This window comes from Paenibacillus tianmuensis (assembly GCF_900100345.1).
Taxonomy (GTDB): Bacteria; Bacillota; Bacilli; order Paenibacillales; family NBRC-103111; genus Paenibacillus_G; species Paenibacillus_G tianmuensis.
The window spans coordinates 1-15,544 of sequence record NZ_FMTT01000024.1 but is presented as its reverse complement, the minus strand read 5'-3'; the positions used below and the strand labels follow the sequence as shown (position 1 = coordinate 15,544).

Below are 15,544 nucleotides of genomic sequence, written 5' to 3'. Positions count from 1 at the left end.
CAATGAATGGGTTCAACGAAGGGGAGGGATACATGTGAACCAAAAAAACGGAATCGCAAGACTGCTCGAGATTGCGGGCGAGAAGCGCGGTCTGCTGATCGTTTCCGGCATTTTGTCGGCACTGAGCGCGGTCTGCATGCTGATTCCTTACGTATCGGTATATTTTATTATCCGCGAGCTGTTGGAGCATGCGACGAATCCGGCTTCCGCCGACGGGTCTTGGATGATCCGTTGGGGGATCGTTGCGCTGCTAGGGCAGCTGGGAAGCCTGCTGCTGATGTATGGAGGAGGGATGTTCTCCCATATGGCGGCCTTCCGGATTTTGTACGGTCTGCGCGTCAAGCTGTCCAACCATATCGGACGGCTGCCGCTGGGCTGGCTGAACGGCACCTCGACCGGTGCCGTGAAGAAGACGCTGGAGCAAAACGTGGAAAAAGTAGAGACCTTTGTGGCGCATCAGCTCCCGGATCTCATTCATGTGGCAGTGACGACCCTTGTGATGATCGTCGCAATGTTCGCCTTGAACGTATGGCTGGCGCTGGCTTGCCTCGTTCCTATTGCAGCCGCTTTCATCGCGCAGATTCTGTTCTCGACGGGAGAAAATGGCAAGGAGCACGTCAAAATGTACCACGATTCTTTGGAACGGATGAGCGGCTCGGCGGTTCAATACGTGCGCGGGATGCCGGCGGTGAAGGTGTTCGGGCAGACGGTCCATTCGTTTCGCAGGTTTTACGACGACATGATCCGCTACCGCGATTATTGCGTCAAATATACGGACCAATTTCAGAACGGGTATCTCATTTTTAAAGTCATTCTCAGCTCGTTTGCGGCGTTTATACTGCCGGTCGGCGTCTATCTGCTGGCCCGGGACCCGGGGAGCGTGGCGTTCGCCTCGGTTCTGCTGTTCTTTCTGATCATGGCTCCGGGCATCTCCGCCCCCATGTTCAAAATTATGAATATCAGCTCCTCGCTCCGCAATATTAACGAGGGGGTCGAGCGGATCGACCGTATTTTGGCGGAGGAGCCGGTACGGGAGCCGGAAGCTCTGAAAAAGCCGGACGCGTACGATTTGACGTTCCATAACGTCTCCTTCTCCTATGGGGCGGAAGGCAGATCTTCCCGAATCGAAGCGCTGTCCGATATTTCGTTCAACGCGCGGCAGGGCAAGGTAACGGCGCTGGTCGGCCCGTCAGGCTCCGGCAAGTCCACTGTCGCCAATCTCATTCCCCGGTTCTGGGACGTAAGCCAAGGAAGCATCCGCATCGGCGGCGTAGACATCCGCGAGATGGCCTCGGCCGATCTGATGAACACCGTTGCTTTTGTTTTTCAGGAAACGTTCTTGTTCTACGACACGCTTTATAACAATATCGCCGTCGGGCGGCCCGAAGCGTCGCCGGAGGAAGTGTACGCCGCAGCGAAGGCGGCCCAGTGCCATGAGTTTATCGGCAGGCTGCCCCAAGGCTACGATACATTGATCGGGGAAGGCGGCGTGTACTTGTCGGGCGGCGAGGAGCAGCGGATTGCGGTGGCCCGGGCGATTTTGAAGGATGCCCCCATTCTGGTGCTGGATGAGGCGACCGCCTTCGCCGATCCTGAGAACGAGCATGAGATGCAGCTGGCGCTTAAGCAGCTGATGAAGGGAAAAACGGTTATCGTGATCGCGCATCGGCTTTCTTCGATCCGGGATGCCGATCAAATTATCGTGCTGAACGCCGGGCGGCTCGAAGAGCGGGGAACGCATGACGGACTCGTTGCCGCGAACGGCTTGTATGCCAGAATGTGGAAGGCGTACACGGATGCGGGACAATGGCAGATCGAGACGGGAGGAGTGAGGGCATGAGTATGCTTCATAACATTACGGCGGGCCAGCCGAAAAAGCTGATCAAGCCGGTAATGTATACGACGCTCGCCAACCTGATGGCGGTTGCGCCTTTTGCTTTGCTGGTCGTAGGCGCGAGGCTGATCTTCGAGCCGTTCGTTCATCCGGGCGCGCCGCTGGATGTAACGGGGCTTTGGTGGGTGTGCGGAGGCATGGCGGCTGCGCTGATTGTTTTGTTCTTCTGCGAAATGCCGGCATACCGCACCCAGTTCCGGGGCGCTTATGAGACGGCGGCCGAAGGGCGCGCTCAACTGGCTGAGCATTTGCGGAAGCTTTCCCTCGGCTACTTGAACCGACGCGACCCCGGCGATTTGGCGAATATGATGATGGGCGATTTTACGCTGGTGGAGCACGGCCTCTCGCATCTCGTACCGCAGATGCTCGGCGCTTTGGTCATGCCGGTGCTGGCCCTTGCCGGGCTCTCCATTCTGGACTGGCGCATGGCGGCCGCCATGTTTGCCGCTTTTCCGGTGGCGGTCGTTCTGGTTCTGCTCACCTCCCGCATTCAGCGGAGGCTGGGGGCGAACCATATGCGGGCCAAGATTGACGCCGCAAACCGTCTTCAGGAATATTTGAATGGCATCCGGGTCATTAAAGCTTACAATATCACGGGCGAGCGATTCGTCCGGCTGGAAAAATCGTTCAAGGAACTGATGCGGCACAGCATCCGGATCGAAGGGCTGCTTGGACCGATCGTGCTGAGCGCCATCGCTCTTATTCGCGCCGGGCTGACCCTGATGGTGATCGTAGGGGTTCATCTGCTGCTGGGCGGCAAGCTTGACGTGATGACGTTTGTGACGTTTTTGCTCATCGGAACGCGGATTTTCGATCCTCTCACGACCGCGCTTGTGAACTATGCAGAGTTCCGCTATCACGAGCAGGCCGGCGAACGTATCGTCCAATTGCTGAAAGAATCTGGCATGACGGGTAGCGAGCTTCCTCCCGAAGAGCACGACGTTGAGCTGCGGCAGGTCACCTTCGGTTACAACGAGCAATCCACGCTCAAAAACATCAGCGTCCGGATGCCTGCCGGTTCGTTCACCGCGCTGGTCGGCCCGTCGGGAAGCGGAAAGAGCACGCTTCTTCGGCTGGCAGCACGCTTCTACGATCCTGTCGAAGGAACGGTGCTGCTCGGAGGGCAGGATATGCGGAGCATGGACCCGGAAGCACTGCTCCGCAAGGTGTCGATGGTGTTTCAGGACGTCTATCTGTTCCAGGATACGATCGGAAACAATATCCGCTTCGGGCGGATCGGCGCGACACAGCTGGAGGTGGAGGAAGCGGCCCAGCTGGCTTGCTGCCACGAGTTTATCATGAAGCTGCCGCAAGGCTACGATACGATGGTGGGCGAGGGAGGCAGCACGTTATCTGGCGGGGAAAAGCAACGGATTTCCATCGCGCGGGCGATTCTGAAGAACGCGCCGATCGTCCTGCTGGACGAGGCGACGGCTTCCTTGGACCCGGAAAACGAGGTAGAGATTCAGCGCGCGATCGATCATCTGGTTCAACGAAGGACAGTCATTGTCATCGCGCATCGTCTGAAAACGATAAAGAATGCCGACAACATCATCGTTCTAGACGGCGGCCGCGTGGTCGAGCAGGGGCGGCATAACGACCTGCTGCAGCGCGAAGGTTTATACGCCCGGCTCTGGAATTTGCAGCAGCAAACCGGAGGCTGGAGTATTTCTTCTTGATCGGCAACGTAGCATCCGCAGTCGGTGACCGGCCACTCTTTGCAATCTCTAATCCAGCCTTGTGCTGGATTTTTTTTTTGTTGAATCGTATGTGGGTTATGATATACTGTATTTTGATGAAAATGATTATCAATGTCACATACGCAAGTGTGATCCTGTGTCATTGTAGAGATTCGCCAGGGGGAACCGATGAACATTCAGGCCGAGTTTGCCGAGCTTCACGATATGACAACGAACGTATGCGGCTATTTGAACGCCGTTCCGCAGAAGGAGCCGTACGAGCAGACGGGCAAGCTCGCGCCGGAATACGGCGAAGGGCAATTTAGCTTCATCCAGCTTCGGGACGGCATGGAGCTGCAGTTGAGCGATATGATCTGGCGAGAGGACGTTACCTTCGATATGGGCGTTCGGTATCCGCATCTGGAACTTGCGCTGAATATCGAGGGCAGCGGCTGCTGGTCCGCTGAAGGGCAGCAGAGGGAAATATCGAACGAGTCCGGCTCCGCGCAGCTTGTTTACTTTAACGATGTCCGTATCCATATGGAACACAGAAAAAATAAACGGATCGTGCAAGCAGAGCTGCGTATGGACGCCCGGCTCTGGCAGCCCCTTTTTCAAGAATTGGGTGTCAGGATGGAGAAGTCTTTCTTCTGCTTTGAAGATTTGATCGGTCCCAAGCTTCAAGTTCTGGTGCAGCAGCTGCAGAGCTGCCCGTACAGCGGCTCGGCTAAGCGGCTTTTTCTGGAAGGAAAGTGCCTCGAACTGCTGGCGTCGTTTATTTACGAAGCGAACGACGGCCGTGCAAGGAAAGGCTCCAGCTTGAAAACGGAAGATATCGACAAGATCTACAGCGCCAGAGATATTTTGCTGCAGACGCTGGCTCAGCCGCCCAGCCTGCTTGCCTTATCGCGCAAAATCAGCCTCAACGACTACAAACTGAAGATCGGCTTTAAGGAAGTGTTCGGGATGACCGTCTTCGAATTCGTCCGCCAGCAGCGGATGGAGAAAGCCAGGCTGCTGCTGGAAAAAGGCTCGCTGAACGTCAGTCAAGCCGCGTCTCTGGTAGGCTATAATAATTTCAGCCATTTTGCGGCCTTATTCAAGAAGACGTATGGCGTGAATCCAAGCGACTATGTCAGAGATGCCGCACATTAACGCACCTTGGCGGCGGTGTTCAGTTCACATCATTTATTATGTAAACCAGAAACGACGATTGGGAACGTATGATCGACGTGGTCATTAAGCACACGACGGGAGCATTATAATGAGGAAGCGGCAGTTCGGAGCTTGATTTTCGCTCCGTACCGCCGCTTTTTTGTTTTGAATGCCCGGCATCGATAATCCACTTACGTCTGCCCGATCCTACGAGGTTTTGGTAAGCCAGCGGGGCAGCGCTTCAAGCAGCTTCGCTCTGGTGAAGGCGTCGCCGAAGTTCCACTGCGCCGCATCCACCAGATGGACGCGGTCGTTCCGAACGGCGGGCAGGCAGCGCCAAAGCGGGCTGCTCATCAGCTTCTCCGCTGCTTGTACCGACTCGGGGCTAGCGGGAAGCAGCATGAAAATACGGTCCCCGGCATACGCGGGCAGGCTGGCCTCAGATATTTCCGTAAATCCTTGTCCCGCATTCAGCACTTCCTGAATGTGTCCGGCAGGCCGAAAGCCGTAAGGGTGATAAAGCGCCGACGAAAGACCGACGGCTCCCATGACAAATAAGCGCTTGCCATGATCGTAAATAAACACGGAGGCCGTTTCCCCCGGTTCAATCGTGGAGCGAAGCTGCTGCCACATGGCGGCCGCTTTGGCGTTGTAGACTTTCAGCCACCGCTCCGCCTCGCGCGTTTTCCCGAGCCAACGGCCGAGCGTGCGCAAACGATGATCGAGCGGCGCAAACGAATTAAACGTCAGCGTGGGAGCGATCTTGGAAATGCGGGCATACTGCGCTTCGTCGGAGCTGGCCAAGATGATCAAATCCGGTTTCAGCGCCGCAAGGACCTCTGTCCTCATCGGAAAGCCAATGTCGTGTACGTCCCGCAGCTTGCTCTTGAATAAGGATTGCTTATAAAATGAAATGCCGCCGCCAATCGCTTTAACGCCTAGCGCCAGCAGATCCCCGAACGTTTCCCCGTAATAAATGATCCGCTCCGGTTGCTCGGGGATTTCGACCTCGTGCCCCGTCCAATCCCTGACCAGAACGGTACGGCTCGCCAGACGGGCATACTGCTTCGGCGCGATGCCCGTCGTTTGACGAAAGCGGCGGTTAAAGTAGTACTCGTCCCGAAAGCCGACTTGTTGGGCAATTTCCCTTAAGGGAGCTGTCGAAGCCAGCAGCAATTGCTTGGAGCGGTTAATCCGCAGCTCGGTCAAATAATCGAGCGGCTTCCTGCCGGTCAGCTCTTGGAAAATCGGGGTGTACTGCCAGTGCGGCACTTGCGCCTGACTGGCTAGCTGCTTGACGGTGATGTTATCCATGTAATGGTTCTGTATGTACCGGACCGTGCTTTCGACCGCTTGCGTCGGACTGAGCGGCCGCTCCGAATGGAGATTGTGCTCGATGACAAAGCCCAGCAACTCCTGAAACCGCAGTTGCTGCTTGAACCAAGCGATATCGCATGGGTCGGGCCGGCCGGCGTACAGCTCTTCCGTTAACCGGACTAGCCGGGAGAACGGATACGCGGTCAGCTCGCGGCGCTCCGGAAAAAGCTCTCCGGCAAACGTTTCGTGCGAAGAGCTCCCAATCCGAACGGCCGTAAACGTGATCTTGTAGAAACGGAGCGCGTCGTCATATTCGTTCTCCAGTCGATACGAAGCCCCAGGAGCGAATAAGAAGCACCTGTCGGGAGTGAAGTGATAGCGGCTGTCGTCCGCATCCAAGCGGCCCTGTCCGGTGGTAAAGATCAGCATCGTATGGTGAGCGGCCGTTTGTTTCCCGGATTTCCATCCGACCGGCCGATGGATTCGCTCGATATCCGACAGATGAAACAACAAAGAGCGCAGGGAAGAGGCGTTCGCAGATTCGCAGCCCAATCGCACATTCCTCCTTCAGTGGTTGAGAATGATTATCAATTAAAATCTATTGTATAAAAAACAAAGAAGCTTTTCAATAACAGCTTGAAAAGCTTCCGGGAACCTCCCGCATAAATTGGTAAATTATTTGCGAAGCATTCTAGGCAGTTCCTCCAGCATCCATTCCCTCGTCGAGGCGTCGCTGTCGGATTTTGAAATATCGATGGAATAGACGCGGCCGTTCTTGACGGCAGGCAGATCAAGCCATATGCGACTTTTCATCAATTCGTCCGTCGATTTGCGCGCATCCTCCAGACCGGCGGCCGGAATGAGAATGAAAATCCGGTCTCCGGCGTACTGCGGCAGAAGCTCCGGCGAGATATGCATGAACCCTTTGCTGCCGTTTAGCACGTCCTGAATCATCGGGGTAGGCTTGAACCCGTTTGGATGATACAGCATTTGCGGAAGCCCGGCGCGCGCCATGACAAACAGCCGGTCGCCGGGATAATACGTAAACACCGAGGCGGTTTCTCCGTCCTTCATGCCGTCCGCCCGGAGCTGCTTCCACATGGCCTCCGCTTTCGCGTTGAAATCGGCAAGCCACTGCTTGGCCTTCTGCTGCTTTCCGAGCAAATCCCCCAGCACCGCAATACGCTCGTCCAACGGGGCGAACGTATCGAACATGACGGTAGGAGCGACTTTGGAAAGCTGCTCGTATTGCTTCGTGTCGGTGCTGGCCACAAGGATCAAGTCGGGCTTCAGCTCCAGCACCTTTTCCAGATTGATCGGGAAGCCGACATCTTCGATAGACTTCACCCGGTTTTCGAAGACATGATCTTTGATCGAAGACAACTGCGCGCCGACGGCGTCGACACCGAGAACCAGCAAATCGCCGAACGTCTCTCCCGCAAAAATGACGCGCTGCGGCTGCACGGGAATTTGCACTTCGTTGCCTTTATAATCCGTATACTTGCGTGTATCAGGCGCATTGGCTTCGGGCGAGTCAGCGGTTTGTCCAGCGGAAGCGGGAGGAGCTGCGGTTTGTGCGCCGCATGCCGCCATAGCCAACAGCGCTCCCAAGCTTAGGACGATGACGAACAGATGAATGACTTTTCTTGCCGCTTTCATGAGGTTACCTTCCTTCGACAGGGTGTAAGAATTATAGATAATGATTCTCATTATCGTTTCAGAAACCATCATATAAGGAACCTGTTCGGTACTCAATGGACAAACGAAAAACGGCCGCTTCATTTTGTACAAAACTTCGGACAAGTTCCCTTTTAATTTTGTGCAAAAAAACCGTCGCGTTTGTCCATTGCCATCTCTTGGTACGCCGCCTACAATGAGGTGTGGCAATGAGAATGAGTCTCATTTATATCATTAAGAAGAGAATCGAGAGAGAGGGTTGCCTATGCTTCGGCGTTTTTTTGCTTATTATCAACCCTACAAAGGGTTGTTCCTGCTGGATTTCTCCTGCGCGATTATTGCGGCGCTGCTGGAGCTGATTTTCCCGATCGCCGTCAACCGGGTGGTGGACGATCTGCTGCCGAGCGGCAAATGGGAGTGGATTTTGTGGGGCTGCCTCGGCCTGCTCGGCATTTATACGATCAGCGCTGCGCTGCACTACGTGGTGACGTATTGGGGGCATATGCTGGGCATCAATATCGAAACAGATATGCGCAAGAAGCTGTTCGACCATGTGCAGAAGCTGTCGTTCCGCTTCTTCGACAACAACAAGACCGGGCATCTCGTCTCCCGGATGACCAACGACTTGATGGACATTGGGGAGATCGCCCACCACGGCCCCGAAGACTTGTTCATTGCCGTCATGACGCTGACCGGAGCCTTCGGGATTATGCTGAACATCAACTGGCAGCTCGCGGTGCTGACCTTTATTATCATCCCGCTGATGATTTACTTGTCTCTGTACTTCAGCCAAAAAATGTCGCGCGCCTTTAAGCGCATGTTCGCCGACATCGCAGACTACAACGCCCGGGTCGAAAACAATATCAGCGGCATTCGCGTGGTGCAGGCGTTTTCCAACGAGAAGCATGAAATCGCCCGCTTCGCGGAGAACAACAGCCGGTTTCGGATGACCAAGCTGCTGACCTACCGGATCATGGCGTGGAATTCGTCGTTCAGCTATATTTTGATGAAGCTCGTTTCGTTGTTCGTGCTCGTCTGCGGCACGTGGTTTGTGCTCCAGAAAAAAATGTCGTACGGGGAGTTCATCGCTTTCGTCATGCTGTCCAACGTCTTCCTCGGGCCGATCCAGAAGATCAACTCGGTGATCGAGACGTATCCGAAAGGTATTGCGGGCTTCAAACGGTATCTGGAGCTGCTGGAGACCGCCCCCGATGTGGACGATGCGCCAGATGCGCGTCATGTTGAGCAACTGAAGGGGGATATCCGCTTCAACGGCGTGAAGTTCGGCTATGAGAACAAGGAGAAGGTGCTGCAGGACGTTCATCTTTCGGTTCGCGCAGGGGAAACCGTAGCGCTCGTCGGACCTTCTGGCGCAGGCAAGACGACCCTGTGCAGCTTGCTGCCCCGGTTCTACGAGGTCGACGAAGGAAGCATTACGATCGACGGCATCGATATCCGGCAGATGACGCTGCAATCGCTGCGCTCGCACATCGGCATCGTGCAGCAGGACGTATTCCTGTTCGATGGGACGATCCGCGAAAATATTGCGTACGGCAAGCTGGGAGCGACGGATGAGGAAATCTGGGAGGCCGCGCGCCGGGCGCAGCTGGAAGAGCTGATCTTGTCCCAGCCCAAGGGGCTTGATACGCTGATCGGCGAGCGCGGGGTGAAGCTGTCCGGCGGGCAAAAGCAGCGCCTCTCGATAGCCCGCATGTTCCTGAAAAATCCGCCGATCCTCATACTTGATGAGGCGACGTCGGCGCTCGATACGGAGACGGAGGCGGCCATTCAGCAGGCGCTGGCCGAGCTGTCGGAAGGACGGACGACGCTGATTATTGCCCATCGGCTGGCGACGATAAAGAACGCCGACCGGATCGTGGTGGTCGCAGACCAAGGCATTGCCGAGCAGGGCAATCACGAGCAACTGCTCGCTGCGGAGGGCGCATACAGCCGCCTGCACCGGGCGCAGTTCGGGGCATGAGGGTTGAGGTGACCGGCATCGACCGGCTTGAATGATCCGGAATGCACTGCGAATTTCACAGCGCTTGACATTCTCCGGGGACGTAAGATATAGTAAGCTTAATTATTGCCTAGGGAGAGATGTTGATGTCGGCGGTCGTTCTTAACTAATCAATTCCATAATGAGGATACTGGAAATTCACGGCTGAATTTTGCTGTTCCGCAAGGTTTATTTTGTCATGAGTTTATGGTAGACTCGGAATTAATTAAGAACAACGGATATCATACAATGCCATAGGTACATGCCTAATCGTTGCGCCTATCATCCGTGCTGAGTTCAGCGCGGATTTTCTGTTTTATCGGGCGCTCTTACTTAGGCATGACATAAAAAGGCAGAGAATGACGTACGTTCATTCTCTGCTTTTTTTATTTTCGTACAAGGAGATATCTCCTATGAATGAAAAAGCATTGCAACGTTCGGAAGCTTCCAGCTCGGCGATTGCGTGTACATCGCTTATTTGGGCCGTACCGGCATTGTGTTTGAAACCGAGGATGCCCGGGGCAATATAGGTGTGATAGTCTAAAACCAGAAGTTCAAAATCAACCAGGAGCGGCTGAAACTCGACACCGAGCAAGGAGCTCTATCCGGACAATTGATCTGGACACCGTGTCCGAGACGAAGAATTCCGCAAAAAAAGCAAATTAATGGGACGCAAGCACGTATCGGGCGTTACCATCGAAACCGAATCGGAGGATCGAAATGAAAAATTATTTGGATGAAGTCAGCGCGAATGTCCGTCTGGAAGAAGGCACCGTCGTCATCGAGCAGCTTTTGCTAGAATGCTATTTCAGCCCTGGCATCTCGACCAAGGAGCTGGCTCGCAAGACGCTGCTGCCCGTTCCCGTAGCCGCGGCCATCAAGAAAGAGCTTGTCAAGGCAGGCGCGCTGACGCAAGAAAACGGGACGCGCTGCAGCAGGGCGGGAACGGCATGGATTGAGCAAGAGCTGGGATACGGCGGAATAAACAAAAGTCTGTACCTGAAGCTGATGGCGGGCGATGCGGATTGGACAGCCGAGCTGGCCGACGTGCTAAGCGAGCTTCAGGAACTACTCCGCATGCGGCCGCAGGTGGACGTCCAGATCGATCAATCAAAATGTACCGTGGAAACGAGTCTGCGCCGGGCCGTCCTGTGCTTGAAGCAGCAGGCGCTGATTGGAAAGCGTGTGCTCTGCATCGGCGACGACGATCTGGTTAGCGTGTCGATCGGCCTTCTGCTTCGGAAGCTTTTCCCGGCGGGACATTCGAAGACGAGGATCGACGTTGTCGATATTGACGAGCGGTTCCTGAGCTATATCGGCGAGACCGCAGCCAGGGGGGGGCTGCCCATCCAATGCCGCCACTGGGATTTGCGGCAGCCGCTGGCCGAGGAATGGCAGGGACAATACGACTGCTTCTTCACCGATCCGCCGTATACGCTGCAGGGCATGACGCTGTTTCTTTCCCGCGGCATCAGCGGCTTGAAGAAGAGGAAAGGGGCTCCGATCTTCTTTTCTTTTGCCCATAAGTCGCCGGAGTTCATGCTGGCGATGCAGCGGGAGTTCGTGCAGATGGGGCTCATGGTCAGCGCGGCGTACCCGCGCTTTAACGAGTACGAAGGCGCGGAAATGATCGCGAACCAGAGCCAAATGATCGTGCTGAAGACGACGGAGCAGACGCGTTCCGAATACGCCGACGCTTTCGAGGATGCGCTGTATACGGGCGAAGTCAAGCGGACGCTGCGCACTTACCGCTGCAAGCAGTGCGGGGGAACGGTCCAGGTCGGTTTCCAAGGCGACGTGCCTACGATCGAGCAGCTTAAAAATCAAGGGTGTCCCCATTGTAAGAACGATACGTTTCAATTGATCGAAAAGAAGAGCGTATAAGCATACGGCGAATTTATGGCTCAAAAAGGAGAAGAAGACAAGATGAATATCCGACCGATCAAGCAGGAGGATTTGGTTCAGGTAGCCGAATTTGAGAAGGAAATTTCCGTCATTTCGTTTGGCAGCGAGGCGGTAACGGATCTGGAATTCCACCAGCGCAAGCTGGAAAAAGCGATTCCTCGTGAAAGGGAAGGCATGCTCGTTCTGGAGCTGGAAGGCCGGGTGGCCGGCTGGCTCTGGATGACGCTCAAAGAGAATTTCGTGACGAAAGAAAAATATATCCAGTTCAAAAGCTTCTACGCTGCCGAATCGTGCCGCGGTACGGAGGCGGTAACGGCTTTATTCGAAGCGGGGATGGAGTTTGCCGGCAGACAGGAGGCCCGGCGCATCGTCGGACACGTACACGTCAGCAACCTGCCCATGCGCGTGCTGTATAAAAATTACGGCTTCGCGCCGACCCATCTGACGATGGAGTACAAGGTGCAGGATCAGGAAGCTTAGGCTGCGGAGGATAGGTAGCATGATCAAATGTCTGATTTGGGATTTGGACGAAACGTTATGGCACGGAACGCTGGCCGACGATGAAGAGGTGTCGCTGCATCCCGGCATTCGCGAGGTGCTGGAGCAGTTGGACGGGCGCGGCATTTTGCAGAGCGTAGCGAGCCGGAACGACCATGATCTAGCTATGGCGAAATTGGAGGAACTAGGCATCGGCCGTTATTTTCTGTATCCCCAGATCGGTTGGGGGACCAAGGCGGAGGGCATCCGACGGATCGCGAACGAGTTGAATATCGGGCTGGATGCGGTAGCGTTCATCGATGACAATCCGTTCGAACGCTATGAGGCGGGAACGTATCTGCCGGAGCTGACCGTCTACGGTGCGCATGAGGCGCTGGAGCTCGCCGGATATCCCGAGTTCCAAGTCGAGAAGCTGACGAAGGAGGCGGGGAAACGACGCGAGATGATGCTTTCCCGGCTGGAGCGGAAAACGGCGGAGCAGTGGTTCGCCGGAACGCGGGAAGACTTTTTGCGCTCCTGCTTCATGGAGCTGGAGGTACGCACTGCACGCGAGGAGGATCTTGACCGGGCCTTCGAGTTGGCTGCAAGAACGAATCAATTCAATAATTTCACGGAGCGGATGTCGGAGGACGTCGTCCGCTCTTATCTGGAATCGCCGGCGAAGGGGCTTTATGTCGCGGAGCTGAAGGACAGGTTCGGCGACCACGGCCTTGTCGGGGCAGCCATGCTGGACTATGAGGAGGAACGGCTGGTCATCCGGTTGTTCTGCATCTCTTGCCGCATTGAAGGGCGCGGCATTGGAACCGCGTTTCTCGGGACGGTGCTGAAGCTGGCGCAGCGGGAGCATCCGGCAATGCTTGAAGCGGTTTGCAGCTACCGGGCCACAGGGCGCAACCGGCCCGCGCTGATGCTTTTGCAGCTTTTGGGGTTTACAAGGAAGGAGAGGCGGGAGCACGATTCGATCTATGTTCTGCCGTTACCGCTCTCCTATTGCGTACCGGATTGGATTGGCGTGAAGATGGGGCATTTTAAGCAAGCGGAAGGGAGAACCTTAGAATGAATCGTGAAGAAATTGAACGAAAGGTTACGGCCATCGTAGCTCAATTGCTCGGTACGTCGGACGTGGAGCGTTCTGCGCGGCTGTTGGGCCCGCAGGGCGTGTTGGATTCCGTTATGGTGGTCCGATTGATCGCCTGGCTGGAGCAGGAGTTTCAAGTAGCATTCGATGAGGAGGACCTGATGATCGAATCGTTATCGAGCGTAGACCATATCGTCTCGTTTATCGTGGAGCGCGCGAACTTGCCGCGCGGGCTTAATTAGGCAGAACTCATTGAGCATCGAAGAGCCGATGTCCCATACGGATGGTCGGCTTTTTGGTGTGACTGTCTCAACGGGCTTTAACGGCCGGTTCAGGAATCGAAATCTTTATAGTTTTTTGAAACCGGAGCCGGCTTGGAGCAGTATTACCTTGTAAAAAAGTTGGAGGCCCGGGTATGAAACTTAAAGTCATGCTTTTGCTTGTGTTTGCGGTCGGTCTGTTGTCAGGCTGCGGGATTGTCGACAAGGTAAGCAATTCGTTAAACTATGTGGAAGAAGCAACCAACTTTATCAACGATACGACGCGGTTTGCGGAGCAATTACCGACGCTTGCCGGGCAGGCGGTCACCGATCCCGAAGCCAGAACGACGTTGAAGAACGAATTAACCGGTATGAAGGAGCGGATTACAAAATTCAACACGCTTCAAGCTCCCGATTTTGCCAAGGACGTTCATAAGCAGTTGGTCGGTTATAACGAGACAATGACGAAGGAGATTAACGGCTACCTAGAGCAGATCAACAACGGTGCTATCGACTGGAAGGCGATCGAAGATTCCCAATTCATCGACACGCTGAAGCAGGTCACTCAAAACCTGGATAAAGTGAAGAGCTTATCTCCATAGAGAAATAAAGGATGCCGTTCACACGAGGTGAAGGCATCCTTTATTGTATAAGCGGGGAATGGGTTTTACGGTATGTCCAACAGTTGCACTTTATCGATAGTATCTGGGGCTTCGATCACGGCAGTGTCTAAAGGAATAAATACAAATATTTTGCCTGTCGATGGTTCCCATTTTTCAAAATCGAAATTGGAAGTCACGGTTATCGGTTGAGATTTCAGATATTGCTGGATCTCGGCATGAGTCAGATCGATTTCCGACTCGTCGCCAAGATGCTCAAAAACCAGATACTCCCCTTTCGGAATATTCAATACATTCAAGTCGGAATGTCCACTTTGATCGCTTCCTACAAACGTAATAAAATCTGTGTTTTCGGTAAAATCATCTGAAATGTAAATTTGAATGAGATAGTTCGGTTCTGCATACTGCTTAACATATGCCTTCATGGCATCCACAAGATGCTCGGTCTGGTCTTCCTTTAAACTGTGTTTCAGGCTGATACCATAAAGTGTTTTTGCTTCATAAACCATTGGTTTGACATGATTCAAAATTATACTCACTCTCCATCTTTGTACATTAGTATCTTTATGCTTACCTTATTTAGTGCCAAGCCCCACGCGATGCCCGTCGTCAGCACGTCGCAAATAAACTCCGGAAATGAGACAAGCTCAACTCACGAAACAGTCTACCGTATTCCAGTCCCTCTTGCAATTCGAACTTACAGAAAAAACAAACCATTGAATCCGAGGTTTTTCCGGAATCAATGGTTTTTTGCTTTAGACAGGCGTTACAGATCTTAGCCGAGAAAGCCCTTACCTTTAGGCATGGGATGAGTCGGCTTAGGACAAGGGCTGTCTTTAGAAAGCTGCATTGTCCTACATTCCTTCATGTTGTTGCAGTTGTATGTTTAACTGATGCAATCGGTGTATGGGACAACAATATAGAAGAACGACAACAACCGTATCACTCATCAACTATCATTTTGTGTGGTAAAATTGAAAGGTACAACTTCGCGATGTTTGCGCCAAGAATTTAAGCACATGAAGCAGCTGCCAAGCCTTTGGACACGTTCCTATTTTGTCAGCACGGCAGGGAATGTTTCGAGCGAAACCATCCAACGTTATGTTGAAGAACAAAAGACAAGGGGGTGAAGCGATGCAAACCGTAACCGTTCAAATTCGAATATGCCCAAACGATGTTTCCCTGCTGAAGGAGATGGGGGACGAATACATCAAAACGGTCAATCTCCTCACCGAACAAGCGGAAACATCGGGCACCTTTCCAAAGCTCACCTCCAAGGATGTCGATGCCAAACTTCCATCCGCAGTAAAGAACCAAGCCATTCGAGATGCGCGAAGCATTCATAACAAGACGAAAAAGCAAGGAAAACGTCCGGTTCTAAAGCGTAGAGCCTACTACGTAAATAACCAGAACTATTCGCTTGGGGACCATAGCGTTGCATTTCCTGTGATGTTAGACGGAA

Annotated in this window: 12 protein-coding genes and 3 pseudogenes; 12 read left to right on the top strand and 3 right to left on the bottom strand. The window is 54.0% G+C overall.

Annotated features, from left to right (window positions below; translation table 11 throughout):
* Window positions 1-34 precede the first annotated feature (34 nt).
* The 3 genes from BLO51_RS16140 to BLO51_RS16130 all read left to right on the top strand — a co-directional run bounded on the left by BLO51_RS16140 (window position 35) and on the right by BLO51_RS16130 (window position 4,728).
* Window positions 35-1,840, top strand: coding sequence for an ABC transporter ATP-binding protein (locus tag BLO51_RS16140; protein ID WP_090673528.1), 1,806 nt, complete (start codon window positions 35-37; stop codon window positions 1,838-1,840).
* Complete coding sequence (locus tag BLO51_RS16135) at window positions 1,837-3,573, top strand: ABC transporter ATP-binding protein (protein WP_090673526.1); 1,737 nt, start codon at window positions 1,837-1,839, stop codon at window positions 3,571-3,573. The genes BLO51_RS16140 and BLO51_RS16135 overlap by 4 nt, the downstream gene beginning before the upstream one ends.
* 189 nt (window positions 3,574-3,762) lie before the next feature.
* The gene (locus BLO51_RS16130; protein ID WP_090673525.1) at window positions 3,763-4,728 is read left to right on the top strand and encodes a helix-turn-helix transcriptional regulator; all 966 of its coding nucleotides are present in this window, start codon (window positions 3,763-3,765) and stop codon (window positions 4,726-4,728) included.
* A gap of 207 nt (window positions 4,729-4,935) precedes the next feature.
* On the opposite strand, the gene BLO51_RS16125 is transcribed toward BLO51_RS16130, so the two are convergent.
* Both BLO51_RS16125 and BLO51_RS16120 read right to left on the bottom strand, forming a co-directional pair.
* A complete protein-coding gene (locus BLO51_RS16125) occupies window positions 4,936-6,597 on the bottom strand; it encodes an ABC transporter substrate-binding protein (protein WP_090673523.1) in 1,662 nt (553 codons plus the stop codon).
* Window positions 6,598-6,720: 123 nt separating this feature from the next.
* Window positions 6,721-7,704, bottom strand: a complete 984-nt coding sequence (locus tag BLO51_RS16120) for an ABC transporter substrate-binding protein (RefSeq protein ID WP_090673521.1) — start codon at window positions 7,702-7,704, stop codon at window positions 6,721-6,723.
* A 283-nt stretch (window positions 7,705-7,987) separates the two neighbouring features.
* Between BLO51_RS16120 and BLO51_RS16115 the strand changes: the two genes are divergently transcribed.
* The 7 genes and pseudogenes from BLO51_RS16115 to BLO51_RS16085 all read left to right on the top strand — a co-directional run bounded on the left by BLO51_RS16115 (window position 7,988) and on the right by BLO51_RS16085 (window position 14,064).
* Complete coding sequence (locus tag BLO51_RS16115; RefSeq protein WP_090673520.1) at window positions 7,988-9,703, top strand: ABC transporter ATP-binding protein; 1,716 nt, start codon at window positions 7,988-7,990, stop codon at window positions 9,701-9,703.
* A gap of 463 nt (window positions 9,704-10,166) precedes the next feature.
* Window positions 10,167-10,461: pseudogene (locus tag BLO51_RS31210) on the top strand (endonuclease MutS2); the annotation flags it as partial.
* Entirely contained in the window at window positions 10,442-11,605 is a 1,164-nt protein-coding gene (locus BLO51_RS16105; RefSeq protein WP_090673518.1) for a bis-aminopropyl spermidine synthase family protein, read from the top strand. The pseudogene BLO51_RS31210 and the gene BLO51_RS16105, both read left to right, overlap by 20 nt.
* Before the next feature lie 42 nt (window positions 11,606-11,647).
* Window positions 11,648-12,106: a GNAT family N-acetyltransferase gene (locus BLO51_RS16100; protein ID WP_090673517.1), complete on the top strand. Its 459-nt coding sequence runs from the start codon at window positions 11,648-11,650 to the stop codon at window positions 12,104-12,106.
* Between the two features lie 19 nt (window positions 12,107-12,125).
* Window positions 12,126-13,184: an HAD-IIIC family phosphatase gene (locus tag BLO51_RS16095; protein WP_090673515.1), complete on the top strand. Its 1,059-nt coding sequence runs from the start codon at window positions 12,126-12,128 to the stop codon at window positions 13,182-13,184.
* Window positions 13,181-13,444, top strand: coding sequence for an acyl carrier protein (locus BLO51_RS16090; protein ID WP_090673514.1), 264 nt, complete (start codon window positions 13,181-13,183; stop codon window positions 13,442-13,444). Before BLO51_RS16095 ends, BLO51_RS16090 begins: the two co-directional genes overlap by 4 nt.
* 173 nt (window positions 13,445-13,617) lie before the next feature.
* Entirely contained in the window at window positions 13,618-14,064 is a 447-nt protein-coding gene (locus tag BLO51_RS16085; protein WP_090673512.1) for a DUF6376 family protein, read from the top strand.
* Between the two features lie 65 nt (window positions 14,065-14,129).
* Here the strand turns inward: BLO51_RS16085 and BLO51_RS16080 are convergent, their stop codons facing one another.
* Window positions 14,130-14,609: a GyrI-like domain-containing protein gene (locus BLO51_RS16080; protein WP_143006902.1), complete on the bottom strand. Its 480-nt coding sequence runs from the start codon at window positions 14,607-14,609 to the stop codon at window positions 14,130-14,132.
* Window positions 14,610-15,053: 444 nt separating this feature from the next.
* On the opposite strand from BLO51_RS16080, the pseudogene BLO51_RS16075 reads away from it, so the two are divergent.
* Both BLO51_RS16075 and BLO51_RS16070 read left to right on the top strand, forming a co-directional pair.
* A pseudogene (locus tag BLO51_RS16075) lies at window positions 15,054-15,212 on the top strand (IS200/IS605 family transposase); the annotation flags it as partial.
* A 4-nt stretch (window positions 15,213-15,216) separates the two neighbouring features.
* A pseudogene (locus BLO51_RS16070) lies at window positions 15,217-15,544 on the top strand (RNA-guided endonuclease TnpB family protein); the annotation flags it as partial.